The following is a 14,672-nucleotide window of genomic DNA, read 5'->3' on the forward strand; positions in this document are numbered from 1 at the left end:
AGGACGAAGGGCGTCAGCGCGCGGCGCCGAACGCCTTCCGGGGTCAGCCGGGCAACGCCTTCGGGGTCAGCCGGGCACGGATGACACGTACGGCGGTCTCGGCGTTGTCCACGGTGATCGTGAACGTGTGGCCGTCCCAGAGGCTCAGGACCACGCCCTCACCCCGCCGTACGACGACGGCGGTGCCCTTCTCGGGTCGCCAGCGGTAGCCCCAGCCGCCCCACTGGTGGGGGGTGACGCACGGCGCGAAGACCGCGTCGGCGACCTGGGACAGGGGGATGCGGCGGCGCGGCACGCCGATGTGGCCGCAGCGGACCTCGAGGCAGTCGTTGTCGACCTTCACGGAGACATGCACGAACGCGAGCGTGCCGAAGAGGACGAGCAGACCGGCCGCGATGCAGCCGACGACCGACATGACGAGCGGGGCGACACCGGACGTCCACGCGGAGTCGACCGCGAGTTCGACGCCCAGTGCCATACAGGCTGCGCCGCCGAGTGCGAGCAGCCACTGGCCGCGGTTGGTCGCGCGGCCTGTCCAGACCTCGGGGTGCGGGCCTTCGGGGGTGCCCGTCTCGCCGTGGGGGTGGTCCTTCATGGCTTTGAGAGTACTCAGGTTCCACAGCGCGGGCACCTGGTTGCGGAACGTCACTGCTCCGGGCGGGCCACCAGTGCGGGACCGGCCGTCCGGAGCAGCCTGCCCTCCTCGTAGGCCAGCGCCGGGGCGGGCAGCGAGCCCTCGCGTCCGCTGAGGATGACCGTCAGCGTCGACTCGGTCCAGTCGGCCTCGGGCTTCGGCAGCTCGCCGATGCGGCGCAGCGCCTGGGCGGCCACGGCGTCGGCGGAACCGTGCAGGACGAGCGGCGGCCGGCCGGGCTTCTGGACGGCCTCGCGGATGCGTTCGGCGACGAGTTCGTAATGGGTGCAGCCCAGGACGACGGTCGTCACATCGTCGGGGGTCAACGCGGCTGCCGCGGCGATCGCGGCGTCGATCGCGGCGTCGTCGGCGTGCTCCACCGCTTCGGCCAGCCCCCAGCAGGGCACTTCGGTGACCGCCACGCCGTCGGCGAACTCCTCGATGAGGCCGCGCTGGTAGGGGCTGCCGGTGGTGGCGGGCGTGGCCCAGATGGTGAAGGGGCCGCCGCCGGACGCGGCGGGTTTGATCGCCGGGACCGTGCCGATGACCGGCAGTCCCGGTTCTAGGAGGCCGCGCAGGGCGGGCAGGGCGTGCACGGAGGCGGTGTTGCAGCCGACGATCAGCGCGTCGGGCCGGTGTGCGGCAGCCGCCTCGGCGACGGCGATGGCACGCTCCGTCAGGTCCTGGGGAGTGCGCGGACCCCACGGCATGCCGTCGGGGTCGGAGGAGATCACGAGGTCCGCGTCGGGCCTCAGCCGCCGTACCGCGACGGCGGCGGGGAGCAGACCGATACCGGAGTCCATGAGCGCGATCTTCACCCGGCCACGATAGACGATGGCCTCGGTCGGGCCGTTCGGGTGGGGCAGACTGCGAGCGTGAGCGCCATCGCGTGGATTGCCGCCGGATCCCTCGCCGCCTGGCTGTGGCTGCTGCTCGGCCAGGGCTTCTTCTGGCGCACGGACGTACGCCTGCCGTCCCGCCGGGATCCCGACGACTGGCCGTACGTCTGCGTCGTCGTCCCCGCGCGCGACGAGGCCGCCGTTCTGCCCGAGAGCCTGCCGTCGCTGCTGGCCCAGGACTATCCCGGCCGGGCGGAGGTCTTCCTCGTCGACGACGGCAGCTCGGACGGCACCGGTGAGCTGGCCCGCGAGCTTTCGCGACGGCACGGCGGGCTGCCCCTGACCGTGTCCTCCCCCGGTGAGCCGCCCGCCGGCTGGACGGGCAAGCTCTGGGCCGTACGGCACGGAATGGGGCTGGCACGCGCGCGTGGGCCCGAGTTCCTGCTGCTGACGGACGCGGACATCGCCCACGGGCCGGACAGCCTGCGCACGTTGGTGGCGGCGGCGCGCACCGGGGGCTTCGACCTCGTGTCCCAGATGGCGCGGCTGCGCGCGGAGAGCGTGTGGGAGCGACTCGTCGTGCCCGCCTTCGTCTACTTCTTCGCCCAGCTGTATCCGTTCCGCCGGATCGGCGTCCGGGGTTCGCGCACAGCCGCCGCGGCGGGAGGCTGCGTGCTGCTGCGGGCCGAGGCCGCCGAGCGGGCGCGCGTCCCGGACGCGATCCGGCAGGCGGTCATCGACGACGTGGCGCTGGCCCGGGCGGTCAAGCGAAGCGGCGGCCACATCTGGCTGGGGCTGGCCGAGCGGGTGGACAGTGTGCGGCCCTACCCCCGGCTGCACGACCTGTGGCACATGGTCGCGCGCAGCGCCTACGCCCAGCTGCTGCACAACCCGCTGCTGCTCGCCGGCACGGTCGTCGGCCTGGCGTTGGTCTATCTCGTACCGCCCGTCGCGCTCCTGGTGGGCCTCGCCACCGGAGACCTCCCGGCCGCTCTTCTGGGCGGGTCGGCCTGGCTGCTGATGACGGCGACGTACCTGCCGATGCTCCGCTACTACGGACAACCGCCGTGGCTCGCTCCCCTTCTCCCGTTCACCGCGTTCCTGTACCTGCTGATGACGGTCGACTCCGCGGCCCGGCACCACCGAGGACGCGGGGCGGCCTGGAAGGGCCGCACCTACGCCCGCCCGGAGTCGGTCCCGGACGAGGGCTAGCCCCGTACCGGGGCCCTTGTGGTGTACGGGTCCCTATTTCCTGCCGGGGGTCCAGTTCATCCCCCACCCGTAGGCGTAGTCGACCGTACGCTGCGGGCTCACGCCGCGCTCGGGGACGAGGTAGCGGGCCTCGCGCTGGACGACGAGGTCGCCGCCCTGGTTGGTGATGAGGGCGAGGGCGCAGACGGTGGAGGGGACGGTGCACTCGTCGAGGGAGAAGTCGACGGGGGCGCCGTGCTGGGGGTGGAGGGTGACCGTCGCGTGCAGGTCGGCGAAGGAGCGGGCGCCCTCGTAGATGGTGACGAAGATGAGGATGCGCCGGAAGGCCTGCCTGTGGTCGAGGTTGACGGTGAGGTTCTCGCCTCTGCTCACCGCACCGGTGCGGTCGTCGCCGTCGAGGTGGATGAACGGCGGCTGGCGCAGCGAACCGAAAGCGTTGCCTAGCGCCTGGACGACGCCCTTGCTGCCGTCGGACAGTTCGAACAGGGCGCACAGGTCGAGGTCGAGGTCCGCGTGGTTGGCGACGGCCCGCCCCAGCTTGCTGCCCCACCCGGTGAACTGCTTGCGCACCTCCCAGTTGAGGTTCACGCGCAGGGCGCCGGAGGTACCGCCCTGCTTGGTGAGGGAGACCGCCGGGGCCTCCTTGGTGAGTGTCACCTTGGTGAGGCGGACCGGGGTGGGCGCCGACACGGGCGGCGGGGGCGGGGCGGCCGTCACCGGCGGCGGCACGGTGACCGGCGGAGCGACGGGTGCGGGCGCGGCCACGGGGGCGGGCGCGGCCGTGTGCTGCGGTTCGTCCACGGTGATACCGAAGTCGGTGGCGAGGCCCTCCAGGCCCTTGCTGTAGCCCTGGCCGACGGCACGGAACTTCCAGGCACCCTGACGGCGGTAGAACTCCCCGAGCACGAAAGCGGTTTCGACACCGGCGTCCGCGCTGTCGAAGCGCGCGACCTCGGTGCCCGCCCGCTCGTCCAGCACACGGATGTACAGCCCGGGCACCTGCCCGAAGGTGCCGCCGTCCGCGGAGGCGGCGAGCACCACGGTCTCGATGGCGGGCTCCACGCGCGCGAGGTCGACGAGCATCGAGTCGGTCACCTGGCCGCCCGCGTCCCGTTTGCCCTCGTGCCGGACCGCGCCGGAGGAGTGCGCGGGCTGGTTGTAGAAGACGAAGTCGGCGTCGGAGCGCACCCTTCCGCCGACCAGCAACAGCGCCGAGGCGTCCGTGTCTGGCACGCCCGGTCCGGAACGCCAGCCCAGTTCCACGCGCAGCGCGGTGGTCGGCACCGCGGTGTTCGATCCTTTCGGCATTGACATGTCCGCCCCCATCAGAAGGTCACCCAGAAGGTCGTCGCCGGGCCGCGTCCCACGCGTCCGTCGGATCCGACGGGATCCGTTGTCGGCGCCAAACCTATTCCCCCGGGCCCCGGAACCCCCAGAACCCGTACGAAAGATCCCTGGCCAACCTTCGGTAACCCGCCGTGAACTCGCCCTTTACACGATCAGAACGCACCTTGCTGCCCTTTTTCGCCGAGTTCGCTCGCATTGGGGATCCAGCGTCACTGCCGACACGGAAAACAACCCTCTTATCGGTCTCCCCAACCAGCACATCGTGGGCTTAACTTATGTGCCATGACCTCCCCCCGCTCCACCTACGGCGGCGGTTACTACTCCGCCTCGTCCTTCGCGGACACCCCGATCTACGACTCCCTGGTCGCCGAGCGGGGAACCCCTCAGATCGCCCCGATCCGAGTACCCGCCGCGTACGACGTGCCGGGCAGTAATCTGCCCGCGCTCCCGTCGGCGCTTCCCGCACTGCCGGCGGGCCCCTCCCAGCCGTCCCCCGCCTACGGTTATCCGCAGGCCCAACAGCCCTCACCGCTGCAGCAGGCGCCGAACGCGTACATCCCGCAGCAGGCCGCGGGCCCGCGTGGCTACCCGGGCGCCCAGCAGCCGCAGCAGCAACGTCCGATGGCCGGCAACACCGGCTACGAGGCCATGCGCCCGGCGGCACCGCGCCCGCCCCAGGCCGCGGCCCCCTACCAGCAGGAGCCGTACAACGGCCAGCAGTACCGCGGGTACTGAGCCGGTTGAAATATTCCGCGTGGGGTTGTCACAGCCTGCTGGCAGGATGACCCCATGGGGAATCCGTCACTGCACTCGATCCATGTCCACCCGCTGAAGGCGGCCCGGGGTTTCTCCCCCGACGAGGCCGTCGTGGAGCCCTGGGGGCTGGCGGGCGACCGCCGTTGGGTGCTGGTCGACGACTCGGGCAAGGTCATCACTCAACGTCCTCATCCGCGGATGGCGTTGGCCGCCGCCGGGCTGCTGCCCGGCGGCGGTCTCTTGCTGTCCGCGCCCGGCCTGGAGCCGCTCACCGTCCCCGTGCCCGAGCCCACGGGGACGACCATGGTGGAGCTCTGGCGCGACAAGGTGGAAGGCGTCCCCGCCGACACCGCCGCACACGCCTGGTTCAGCGCGTACCTGGGCGTCGCCGTGCGGCTCGTGCACCTCGACGACCCGGCGACCCGCCGCCCGATCGATCCCGAGTACGCCCGCCCCGGCGAGACCGTCAGCTTCGCCGACGGCTACCCGCTGCTGGTCACCACCCTGGCCTCGCTCGACGCACTCAACTCCCTGATCGCACGGGGCGACCACCCCGAAGAGGGCCCGCTGCCCATGAGCCGCTTCCGGCCGAACGTGGTCGTCGACGGCACGGACGCCTGGGCCGAGGACGGCTGGCGGCGCGTCGCCCTGGGCGAGGTCACCTTCCGGGTCGCCAAGATGTGCGGGCGGTGCGTGGTGACCACCACCGACCAGGACACCGCCGAGCGGGGGCGGGAACCGCTGCGCACACTCGCCCGCCACCGCCGTTTCGGCGACAAGCTCGTCTTCGGGCAGAACCTCGTTCCGGAATCCGGGGGCACGGTTCGGGTCGGCGATCCGGTGCGGGTGCTCGAATAGGGCGTACGCACTCGATGAGGTCTGCGCGGTCCTGAGGGAATCCCGGGCACCCCTCTCCCCCTTGAGAATTCAAGTTCCAATGATTCGGTTCGTGTGCAGGGAACACAGGCCCCGGACCCAACCGTTGAGGCTTTGCGAGAAGTTCAGGAGAAGGCCGGCCGGAGGGTGATTTCGCTCTCTCTTCGACCGGGACCGCGCGTGGACGGCCCCGGCCGGGGTTATCACGGACGCGGAAGGGGGTGTGGGGCAGTGCGGGCAATCGGTGGGCTACGGGCGTTCGGCGGGCTGTGGCGTTGGCGGCACAATCCGCTGCGGCGGACGACGGATCTCGTCGAGGCCTGGCTGGCGTTCGCGGCCCTCCTGCTGATCCTCGTCGCCGCGCCCCTCGTCGGTGCCGTCGTCGGCCTGACCGCCCAGGGCGCCCTGCAGCAGTCCGTGCGGGACCAGCGCGAGAGCCGGCACCTGGTGACGGCCACCGTCGTCAGGAAGGTCGACGGCTCCCCGCTGGACCCTGACCCGGAGACCGCCACCACCCGCGACCGGCAGAGCCGGGTGGTCGCCGACTGGACCGGCCCGGACGGCACCGACCGGCACGGCACGGTCATGGCGAACCTCAAGACCCCAGAGCCCGGCGACCACTTCACGCTGTGGACGGACGGCCAGGGCCGAACGGTGGGCCGCCCCCTGGACACCGCCACCGCGACGACCCACGCCGTGCTGGCCGGATTCGGTGCCACCATGCTCGCGGCGGGGCTCGTCGAGGGGGGCCGACGGCTGATCGTCTGGCGCATGGTCCGCCGCCGGTACACCCGTTGGGACCAGGCGTGGGACAAGGCGGGGCCGGACTGGGGCAGGACGGGCACCGGCAGCTGACGGCCTTCCCACTCCGGTCAACTCCCCCTGCCCGCGCACGCTACGGTGGACCGACCAGCCGAACTGTTCGGCATCGACCCGCGTTCCACGAGGTGGGGGCACAGCAACGCCATGGCACAGGGCACGGTCCAGGTGACGCACACCGGTACATCGCGGTGGCGGCGCCGCACAGGCGAGTACACATCGCTCGCCGCGGCCCTGGAGGCCGCGAGTGACGGCGATGTGCTCATCGTCGCTCCCGGCACGTACCGGGAGAACCTCGTCGTGCAGCGGGGGGTCACGCTGCGCGGCCCGGAGGGCTCGCCCGGCTCGGTTCGCATCGCTCCCGTGGACGGGGTGCCGCTGACGGTGTCCGCCTCGGCCGTCGTGCAGGACCTGCACGTGGAGGGCCAGGACGCGGCGGCGCCCGCGCTGCTCGTCGAGGACGGCACACCCGAGCTCCTGGACCTGCGGATCGTCACACGGTCCGCGGCCGGCATCGAGGTGCGCGGCGGCGCCCGCCCGACGGTCCGACGCTGCACGGTCGACAACCCGGCCGGTATCGGTATCGCCGTGGTCGACGGCGGCGGTGGCGTGTTCGAGGAGTGCGAGGTCGTCGCGGCCGGTCAGGCCGGTGTCGCGGTACGCGGCGGCGGCCACCCCCGCCTGGAGCGCTGCCGTGTGCACCACACCGCCGGTTCGGGACTGACGGCGACCGGGGAGAGCTCCGCGCTGGAAGCGGTCGGTTGCGAGATCTACGAGGTCCGTGGCAGTGGCGTACAGATCACCGGGCGGGCCACGGCCCATCTCACCGACTGCGATGTGCACCGCACGACGGCCGACGGGGTCACGCTCGACACGGACGCCGTGCTCACCCTGGCGGACTGCCGTATCCACGACATCCCGGAGAACGCGGTGGATCTCCGCTCGCGCTCCGTCCTCACCCTGACCCGCACGTCGGTACGGCAGTTCGGGCGCAACGGTCTGTCGGTGTGGGACCCGGGCACGCGCGTGGACGCCAACCAGTGCGAGATCTTCGACAGCACGGGCGACTATCCGGCCGTCTGGGTCAGCGACGGCGCCACGGCGGTGCTGGAGTCGTGCCGGGTGCACGATGTGCCGGACGCGCTGTTCGTGCTGGACCGCGGCTCGCGCGCGGACGTCGTCGACAGTGACCTGTCGCAGGTGCGGAACACGGCCGTGTCGGTGAGCGACGGGGCGACCGCGCAGCTCGACGACTGCCGGATCCGGGACGCCGCCACGGGCGCCTGGTTCCGTGACCACGGCAGCGGCGGCACCCTCAACGGCTGCACGATCGACGGCACACAGACCGGCGTCATCGTCACCAAGGGCGCCGATCCGACCATCGAGCGCTGCACGGTGTCCTCGCCCGCCGAGGCGGGCTTCTATGTCTCCGCCGAGGGCCGCGGCAGCTTCCTCAACTGCCGGGTGACGGGCAGCGGCGGCTACGGCTTCCACATCATCGACGGCTGCCGGGCGACGCTGCGCAAGTGCCGTACGGAGCGTTGCGCGCGCGGTGGTTACGAGTTCGCGGACGGTGGCCCCGGCGCCGCGGGCGGTGGCCCCGTCGTGGAGGACTGCACCAGCGACGAGAGCGCGGGCGTCCGGCCCCCCGCCCTGCAGGAGACCGCCACACAGACGACGGCCCCGTCGCCCGGCCTGCTGGGCTCGATCCCGGGCCAGCGCACCACCGAGCAGCCGCCGGTCGCCGCAGCTCCCGTGGCGGAGCCCGAGCCGGCGCGGACCTCGAAGGCCGTGCTCGGCGAACTCGACGCGCTGGTCGGCCTGGACAGCGTCAAGCGCGAGGTCCGTGCCCTCACCGACATGATCGAGGTGGGTCGCCGCCGCCAGCAGGCCGGCCTCAAGGCGGCCTCGGTCAAACGGCACCTGGTGTTCACGGGCTCCCCCGGCACCGGCAAGACCACGGTCGCCCGCCTCTACGGCGAGATCCTGGCCTCGCTCGGCGTCCTGGAGAAGGGCCATCTCGTCGAGGTGTCCCGGGTGGATCTGGTCGGCGAGCACATCGGCTCCACGGCGATCCGCACCCAGGAGGCGTTCCAACGGGCCCACGGCGGTGTGCTGTTCATCGACGAGGCGTACGCGCTGTCACCGGAGGACTCGGGGAGGGACTTCGGCAAGGAGTCCATCGACACGCTGGTGAAGCTGATGGAGGACCACCGGGACGCGGTCGTGGTGATCGTCGCGGGCTACACGGCCGAGATGGAGCGCTTCCTCACCGTCAACCCCGGTGTGGCGTCCCGTTTCTCACGGACCATCACCTTCGACGACTACGTCCCGGACGAGCTGTTGCGCATCGTGGAGCAGCAGGCCGAGGAGCACGAGTACCGGCTGGCGCCGGGCGCGGGCGACGCGCTGCTGCAGTACTTCACGGCGCTCCCGAAGGGCCCGGCCTTCGGCAACGGCCGTACCGCGCGGCAGACGTTCGAGGCGATGGTGGAGCGGCACGCGAGCCGGGTGGCCCAGGTCGACGAACCGAACACGGACGACCTGACGTTGCTGTACGCGGCCGACCTGCCGGAGCTGCCGTAGGCCCTCCGGTCCTGGCCGGCGCCGGACGGCGGCCTCACCGAGAACGTGGCGCGGTTCCGGCGTGCGCTGGGCGAGGAGAGCGGGGAGCACCCCCGGGCAGGGTGTCTCCGCCCGGGGGCTGGGGCCCTGCCCGGGCTAGGGCGTCCGTGGTCCCGGCAGCTCGGTGCCCAGCCGATCCAGCAGCTGCTTGCGTTCCTCGACGAAGGCCGGGTCCGCCTGGTAGTCGGAGTGGCCGAGGATCGGGGCGGGCAGCGGGTGGGCGCCGGTGCGGCCGTAGGCGAGCGGGTCCGTGAAGGGCTCCGCGTCGACCCGCGCCCCGGATCGGCTCGTCAGGTGTACGGGGCCGCCGATGGGATCGGTGAGGCGGTACAGGTTGCGCCAGCAGTCGACCTCGCGGTGCAGGGAGGCGAGCGGCTCCGGGCCGAAGTGGGCGGGGAACCAGCGCCCGTACAGCCGCTCCAGCGGTGAACCGTAGGTGAGCAGCGCGACCCGCTTGCGGACCGACGGGGTCAGCTGCCAGGCGGCGGCCGCCGCGAGGACGCTGCCCTGGGAGTGGCCGGAGATGACGAGACGGCCGCCCGTGGTGCGGGTCCACGTGGCCATGCGCCAGGTCAGGTCGGGCACGGCCCGCTCGGCGTAGCAAGGCGGCGCGAACGGGTGTGCGGCGCGGGGCCAGAACGTGCCCACGTCCCAGAGGATGCCGATCGTGCGGCGCGCGGAGGCGTCCTTGTAGGCCCGGCGGCCCCAGGTGACGAACAGCAGGAAGCCCACCCCGATCAGCCAGGACCCCAGCGCCTGCGCGGTCTCGGCGGCACCCGCGACGAAGTCGTACGAGTCGTGCGCGGCCTGCGCCGGTGTCTCGCGCGTCAGCAGGGCCCCGGCCAGCGCGCCGGCGCCGAGGAGCAGCGTCACGGTCGAGGTGATGCCGACGATGCGGGGCGCCCGGTCGGTGAGGGCGGCCATGGCTCGGGTGCGCGCGATACGGCGGGTGCGGCCGGCGTCCTGGGACTCGCGTTCCTCCTCCGGTCGCTCCGCCCCGTGGGGTCGGCCGTCCGTCAGGTCGTACTCGCGCTCCACCGCGGCCATCTCCGCGCGCCGCAGCACCCGTGTCCGGCGGGCCAGCCAGCCGAGGAGGCCGAGGACGACCAGGAGGAGGGGCGGGATGACGGAGGCCTGCCAGGTGAGGAGGACGGGTGGGCCGGGCAGGGCCTCGTCGGTTCCGCCCAGCCAGTCCGCGACGCGTTGGGCGACGCCCGCGGACATCACGCCGCCGAGGGCGCAGGCGAGCATCGCGACGGCGGGGCCGGCCAGGCCGTACATGGCGGTGCGCGGGTCGGGGCGGGAGCGGTACAGGGTGTGCGCGACCACGCCGAGTGCGATGACGAGCAGGCCCTGGACCAGGGTGATCCCGCCGAAGGTCATGTCTCCCGGCAGCCGCCCCGCCGACCTCCAGCCGGGGCGCGACCATCCCGCGTACACCATCGCGAGGCTCAGCAGCGCCAGGGAACAGGCGGGCAGGCGACGTACCAGGGACTCGTCCAGTTCCTTGTCGAGACGCCTCTCGCTGCGGCCCCGGCGGCACACCACCCAGACCACGATCACCGCGAGGAGGACGAGTGCCGCATTCAGCAACCAGCCCAGGAGTTCCAGGACGGCGGGGCCTCCCGCTCGGCGGTCGTGGCGGGCCGCGGACGTGCCGACGGCCGCCGCGACCGTCAGGAAACCGGCCGCCGCGTGGGCCGCGCGCAGCCGGGCCACCAGTCGGCGCCCGTACCAGAAGCCGGGCCGGCCGAGAGCGACCCGTGCCGTGTCCTCGACCTCGGGGGCGACGCCGGCCGCCTCGGCGGCATCGGGTTCGGCGTCGTCGCGGTCCATGGGGCGCTGGGACTCGTACGCGCTCCAGGTGCGGTGGGAGAGGTACCAGAGGAGGGCGGTCAGCGCGGTGGGCACCAGACAGGCCAGGGCGAGGCGGCGGCCGGGGAGGCTCCACCAGCCGTCGTCGGAGACCGCCGGGGAGAGAAAGCCGAGCCAGGTGTGCTCCTCGGCGCACGCGCGTGTGCCGGCGCACTGCCAGGCGGTCAGGTCGAGGGCGACCTCGCAGGCGGCTGCGACGAGCAGGACGGTCAGGGTCAGGCCGGCCAGGCGGACGAGGAGGCCGTAGAGGCGCACCGTACGACGGCGGTCCCGGGTGGTGGGGCGCATCCAGTGGGCCAGGTTGACGACCATGAACGGCAGGAGCAGCAGCCACAGGGCGCGGGAGCCGTTGCCCGAGGTGAGGTTGCACCATACATAGGCCTCGGGGACGGGTTTGCCTCGGTAGTCGGCGGGTCGTCTCTCCGCGTCGGCGTCGTCGATGCGCCGGAAGACGGCGGCCGTGTCGTCGCCGGTGATCCGGACCGTGCGGGGATCGTCCAGCATGCGTTCGGGTGTGGTGCCGCCTACTCCGTGGACGAGGAGTTCGAGGGCCGTTCCGTCCGCCGTGGTGCGGCCGGAGTCCCGGTGCTCCCCCGCCCCGGCGGGTTCCGAATGTTCCCTCGGTTCCGTATGTGTCGTATGTTCCCTCGCACGATCCACTGTTCCGCTTCCCCCGTGATGCGTCGCAAGTCAGATGTGATGTGCAGGCACTGATGATCGCCGCTGAGCGGGATTCGTACACCTGTGGTCACGGAATCTCCCCGATCCGTGTGATAGTGACGGGCGCGCGGAACGGACCGTGAGGTGCACGCGACTGTGCAGGTAGTGGCGTCACCGGTGGTGGGGCGTGCGAATATGGGACGTCCTCGGGACCGGGGACGGGGGAATGTCCTCGTCGGAGGGGGTATGGGAGCGTGTCGGGCGTGATGGGGCGAGAGGACCGGAGCGGGCGTGAGTGAGAACCAGAACCTCCTCGCGGAGCAGCGCCGTGCCCTGATCCTCGACGAGGTGCGACGGCGGGGCGGGGTCCGGGTCAATGAGCTGACGCGCAAACTCGGTGTGTCGGACATGACGGTGCGCCGCGATCTGGACGCGCTCGCCCGGCAGGGCGTGGTGGAGAAGGTGCACGGCGGTGCGGTGCCGGTGGCCGAGGCGAGCACGCACGAGCCGGGTTTCGAGGCGAAGTCCGGGCTGGAGCTGAGCGCCAAGGAGGACATCGCGCGGGCGGCGGCCGAGCTGGTCGCGCCGGGTTCGGCGATCGCTCTTTCGGGCGGTACGACGACGTACGCGCTGGCGCATCGGCTGGTGGACGTGCCGGATCTGACCGTGGTCACCAACTCGGTGCGGGTCGCCGACGTCTTCCATGTCGCCCAGCGCACGACCGGCCCCCGGCAGGGTGCGGCGACCGTCGTGCTCACGGGTGGGGTGCGGACGCCGTCCGACTCGTTGGTGGGGCCGGTCGCGGATCAGGCGATCGCGGCGCTCCACTTCGATGTGCTGTTCCTGGGTGTGCACGGGATATCGGTCGAGGCGGGGCTGTCGACGCCGAACCTGGCGGAGGCCGAGACGAATCGGCGGCTCGTGCAGTCGGCGCGGCGGGTCGTGGTGGTGGCCGATCACACCAAGTGGGGGACGGTGGGGTTGAGTTCGTTCGCCGCGTTGGAGCAGGTGGACACGTTGGTGACCGATGCGGGGCTGGCCGCGCAGGCGCGGGCCGAGATCTCGGAGCACTTGCGACGGCTGGTGGTGGCCGGCGAGGACGAAGACGACGCCGAGCTCTGAGGGGCGCGGATCTCCTCAGTCCGTCCAGACGCCCGTCTCCAGCAACACCTCGATGGCCGCCGCGTACGGCGCGATGTCCAGGCCCTGCTCCGCCAGCCACTCGTCCGAGTAGTACTTGTCGAGGTAGCGGTCGCCCGGGTCGCACAGGAGGGTCACCACGCTGCCGTGGCGGCCCTCCGCGACCATCTCGGCGATGATCTTCAGCGCACTCCACAGGCCCGTTCCCGTCGATCCGCCCGCCTTGCGGCCGATGGCCCGTTCCAGCGCTCGTACGGCGGCGACGCTGGCCGCGTCGGGGACCTTCATCATGCGGTCGACGGCGCCGGGGACGAAGCTGGGCTCCATCCGGGGGCGGCCGATGCCCTCGATTCGGGAGCCGCAGTCGCAGGTGACGTCGGGGGAGCCGGTGGTCCAGCCCTCGAAGAAGCAGGAGTTCTCGGGGTCGGCGACACAGATGCGGGTGTCGTACTGCATGTAGTGGACGTAGCGGGCGATGGTCGCTGAGGTGCCTCCGGTGCCGGCGGTGGCGACGATCCAGGCGGGCTCGGGGAAGCGCTCCAACCCGAGCTGGCGGAAGACGGATTCGGCGATGTTGTTGTTGCCGCGCCAGTCCGTGGCCCGCTCGGCGTAGGTGAACTGGTCCATGTAGTGACCGCCGCTCTCCACCGCGAGGCGCGCCGACTCCTCGTACATCTTCCGTGAGTCGTCCACGAAGTGACAGCGGCCGCCGTGGAACTCGATCAGGCGGATCTTCTCGGCGCTGGTCGTGCGGGGCATGACGGCGATGAAGGGGACGCCGATCAGTTTCGCGAAGTACGCCTCGGAGACGGCCGTGGAGCCGCTGGACGCCTCGATGACGGGACGGCCCGGCCGGATCCAGCCGTTGCACAGGCCGTAGAGGAAGAGGGAGCGGGCGAGGCGGTGCTTGAGGCTGCCGGTGGGGTGGGTCGACTCGTCCTTCAAATACAGGTCGATGCCCCATCTCTCGGGGAGCGGGAAGCGCAGCAGATGGGTGTCGGCGGAGCGGTTTGCGTCGGCCTGGACCTTGCGGACGGCTTCTTTGAGCCAGGTCCGGTACGCGGTGTCGCTGCGATCGACGTCGAGGGTCGCGCCCGGACAGGTGGGGTGGGGGGTGCTCACGGCGTGCTCCTCACGCATCGCGCCGACGGCGGATCGCGGCGTCGGACATCCCGATGATAAACACCTTCCGCACGCTTCTCACCTGCATAAACATGCCTTTGAGCACCTCAAAGACACTCCTGTGGCAGCGGTGCGCGGGGCGCATGGGGGGCGCATGCCGCGCATGCGCCGGAACCCCGCTCCCGACCAACCGTGCGCACTGGTGCTCGACGCGGGGGACGTGCAGACTTCACCGCAGGGGCCGGGTCGATGCCAGGGGGGTCACCCAGGGGACGGCGACCTCGGGCACACTGGATCACGGTCCGCCGGATACGGATCACGACAGAGGACAGCGAAGCGCACTAGGGGGCGGGGCACATGGCGGAGCCGGAGTTCACGGCCACGGGCGTGCGGATCGGAAAGAGGCTGCGGCAGCTCACCCGGGCCGGACAGGTCCGGATCGAGGACGGCCGGCTGCAGTTGCTCACCAGTTACGGCAGCGAGATCGACAGCGCCCCGGTGCAGGCGGTGCGCGCCTCGAAGCCCTGGTTCGCCAACGAGGACCGGGCGTTGGCCGATGTCAACGGCACCCGCTACACGCTCACCTTGAACGAGCACGACCCGGCTCCGGGCAAGCCCGGGCCGCCCTCGGCGCGCCGGTTCATAGAGGCGGTGCGCAGGGCGGCGGGGCGCAGCGGCTGACGAACCGCGAGTTGCGGGACCGGATCCCCTGAGCCACTCTGGTCTCACGTCACTCTGGGTTTACCGGCGATAACGCTGCGAACCAG

General features: G+C 71.9%; 12 protein-coding genes. 7 read left to right on the plus strand and 5 right to left on the minus strand.

Features of this window, described 5'->3' with window-relative positions:
• Positions 1–43 precede the first annotated feature (43 nt).
• Both ACWD26_RS27530 and ACWD26_RS27535 read right to left on the minus strand, forming a co-directional pair.
• Entirely contained in the window at positions 44–595 is a 552-nt protein-coding gene (locus ACWD26_RS27530) for a hypothetical protein (protein WP_451274549.1), read from the minus strand.
• Positions 596–645: 50 nt separating this feature from the next.
• Positions 646–1,452 (minus strand): glutamate racemase, encoded by an 807-nt coding sequence (locus ACWD26_RS27535; RefSeq protein WP_451274551.1) that lies wholly within the window; start codon positions 1,450–1,452, stop codon positions 646–648.
• A 57-nt stretch (positions 1,453–1,509) separates the two neighbouring features.
• Here ACWD26_RS27535 and ACWD26_RS27540 point away from each other — a divergent pair, with 57 nt between their 5' ends.
• Positions 1,510–2,685 (plus strand): glycosyltransferase, encoded by a 1,176-nt coding sequence (locus ACWD26_RS27540; protein ID WP_451274553.1) that lies wholly within the window; start codon positions 1,510–1,512, stop codon positions 2,683–2,685.
• Between the two features lie 33 nt (positions 2,686–2,718).
• Here ACWD26_RS27540 and ACWD26_RS27545 read toward each other — a convergent pair whose 3' ends face one another.
• The gene (locus ACWD26_RS27545; protein WP_451274555.1) at positions 2,719–4,011 is read right to left on the minus strand and encodes a TerD family protein; all 1,293 of its coding nucleotides are present in this window, start codon (positions 4,009–4,011) and stop codon (positions 2,719–2,721) included.
• A 303-nt stretch (positions 4,012–4,314) separates the two neighbouring features.
• Here ACWD26_RS27545 and ACWD26_RS27550 point away from each other — a divergent pair, with 303 nt between their 5' ends.
• The 4 genes from ACWD26_RS27550 (at position 4,315) to ACWD26_RS27565 (ending at position 9,069) form a co-directional block, all read left to right on the plus strand.
• Positions 4,315–4,767 carry a DUF6643 family protein gene (locus ACWD26_RS27550; RefSeq protein WP_451274557.1) on the plus strand — a complete coding sequence of 151 codons (453 nt, stop codon included), beginning with the start codon at positions 4,315–4,317 and terminating at the stop codon, positions 4,765–4,767.
• A 54-nt stretch (positions 4,768–4,821) separates the two neighbouring features.
• The gene (locus ACWD26_RS27555) at positions 4,822–5,646 is read left to right on the plus strand and encodes an MOSC domain-containing protein (RefSeq protein ID WP_451274559.1); all 825 of its coding nucleotides are present in this window, start codon (positions 4,822–4,824) and stop codon (positions 5,644–5,646) included.
• Between the two features lie 249 nt (positions 5,647–5,895).
• Positions 5,896–6,519 carry an Rv1733c family protein gene (locus ACWD26_RS27560; RefSeq protein WP_451274561.1) on the plus strand — a complete coding sequence of 208 codons (624 nt, stop codon included), beginning with the start codon at positions 5,896–5,898 and terminating at the stop codon, positions 6,517–6,519.
• 111 nt (positions 6,520–6,630) lie between these two features.
• Entirely contained in the window at positions 6,631–9,069 is a 2,439-nt protein-coding gene (locus tag ACWD26_RS27565) for a right-handed parallel beta-helix repeat-containing protein (RefSeq protein ID WP_451274563.1), read from the plus strand.
• A gap of 135 nt (positions 9,070–9,204) precedes the next feature.
• Here ACWD26_RS27565 and ACWD26_RS27570 read toward each other — a convergent pair whose 3' ends face one another.
• Positions 9,205–11,643 carry a hypothetical protein gene (locus ACWD26_RS27570; protein WP_451274565.1) on the minus strand — a complete coding sequence of 813 codons (2,439 nt, stop codon included), beginning with the start codon at positions 11,641–11,643 and terminating at the stop codon, positions 9,205–9,207.
• A gap of 291 nt (positions 11,644–11,934) precedes the next feature.
• Between ACWD26_RS27570 and ACWD26_RS27575 the strand changes: the two genes are divergently transcribed.
• Positions 11,935–12,765, plus strand: a complete 831-nt coding sequence (locus ACWD26_RS27575) for a DeoR/GlpR family DNA-binding transcription regulator (RefSeq protein ID WP_451274567.1) — start codon at positions 11,935–11,937, stop codon at positions 12,763–12,765.
• 15 nt (positions 12,766–12,780) lie between these two features.
• On the opposite strand, the gene ACWD26_RS27580 is transcribed toward ACWD26_RS27575, so the two are convergent.
• A complete protein-coding gene (locus ACWD26_RS27580; RefSeq protein ID WP_451274569.1) occupies positions 12,781–13,905 on the minus strand; it encodes a PLP-dependent cysteine synthase family protein in 1,125 nt (374 codons plus the stop codon).
• Between the two features lie 357 nt (positions 13,906–14,262).
• Here ACWD26_RS27580 and ACWD26_RS27585 point away from each other — a divergent pair, with 357 nt between their 5' ends.
• Positions 14,263–14,586, plus strand: coding sequence for a hypothetical protein (locus tag ACWD26_RS27585; protein ID WP_184898104.1), 324 nt, complete (start codon positions 14,263–14,265; stop codon positions 14,584–14,586).
• Positions 14,587–14,672: the final 86 nt, after the last annotated feature.

Source organism: Streptomyces sp. NPDC002787, assembly GCF_053592095.1.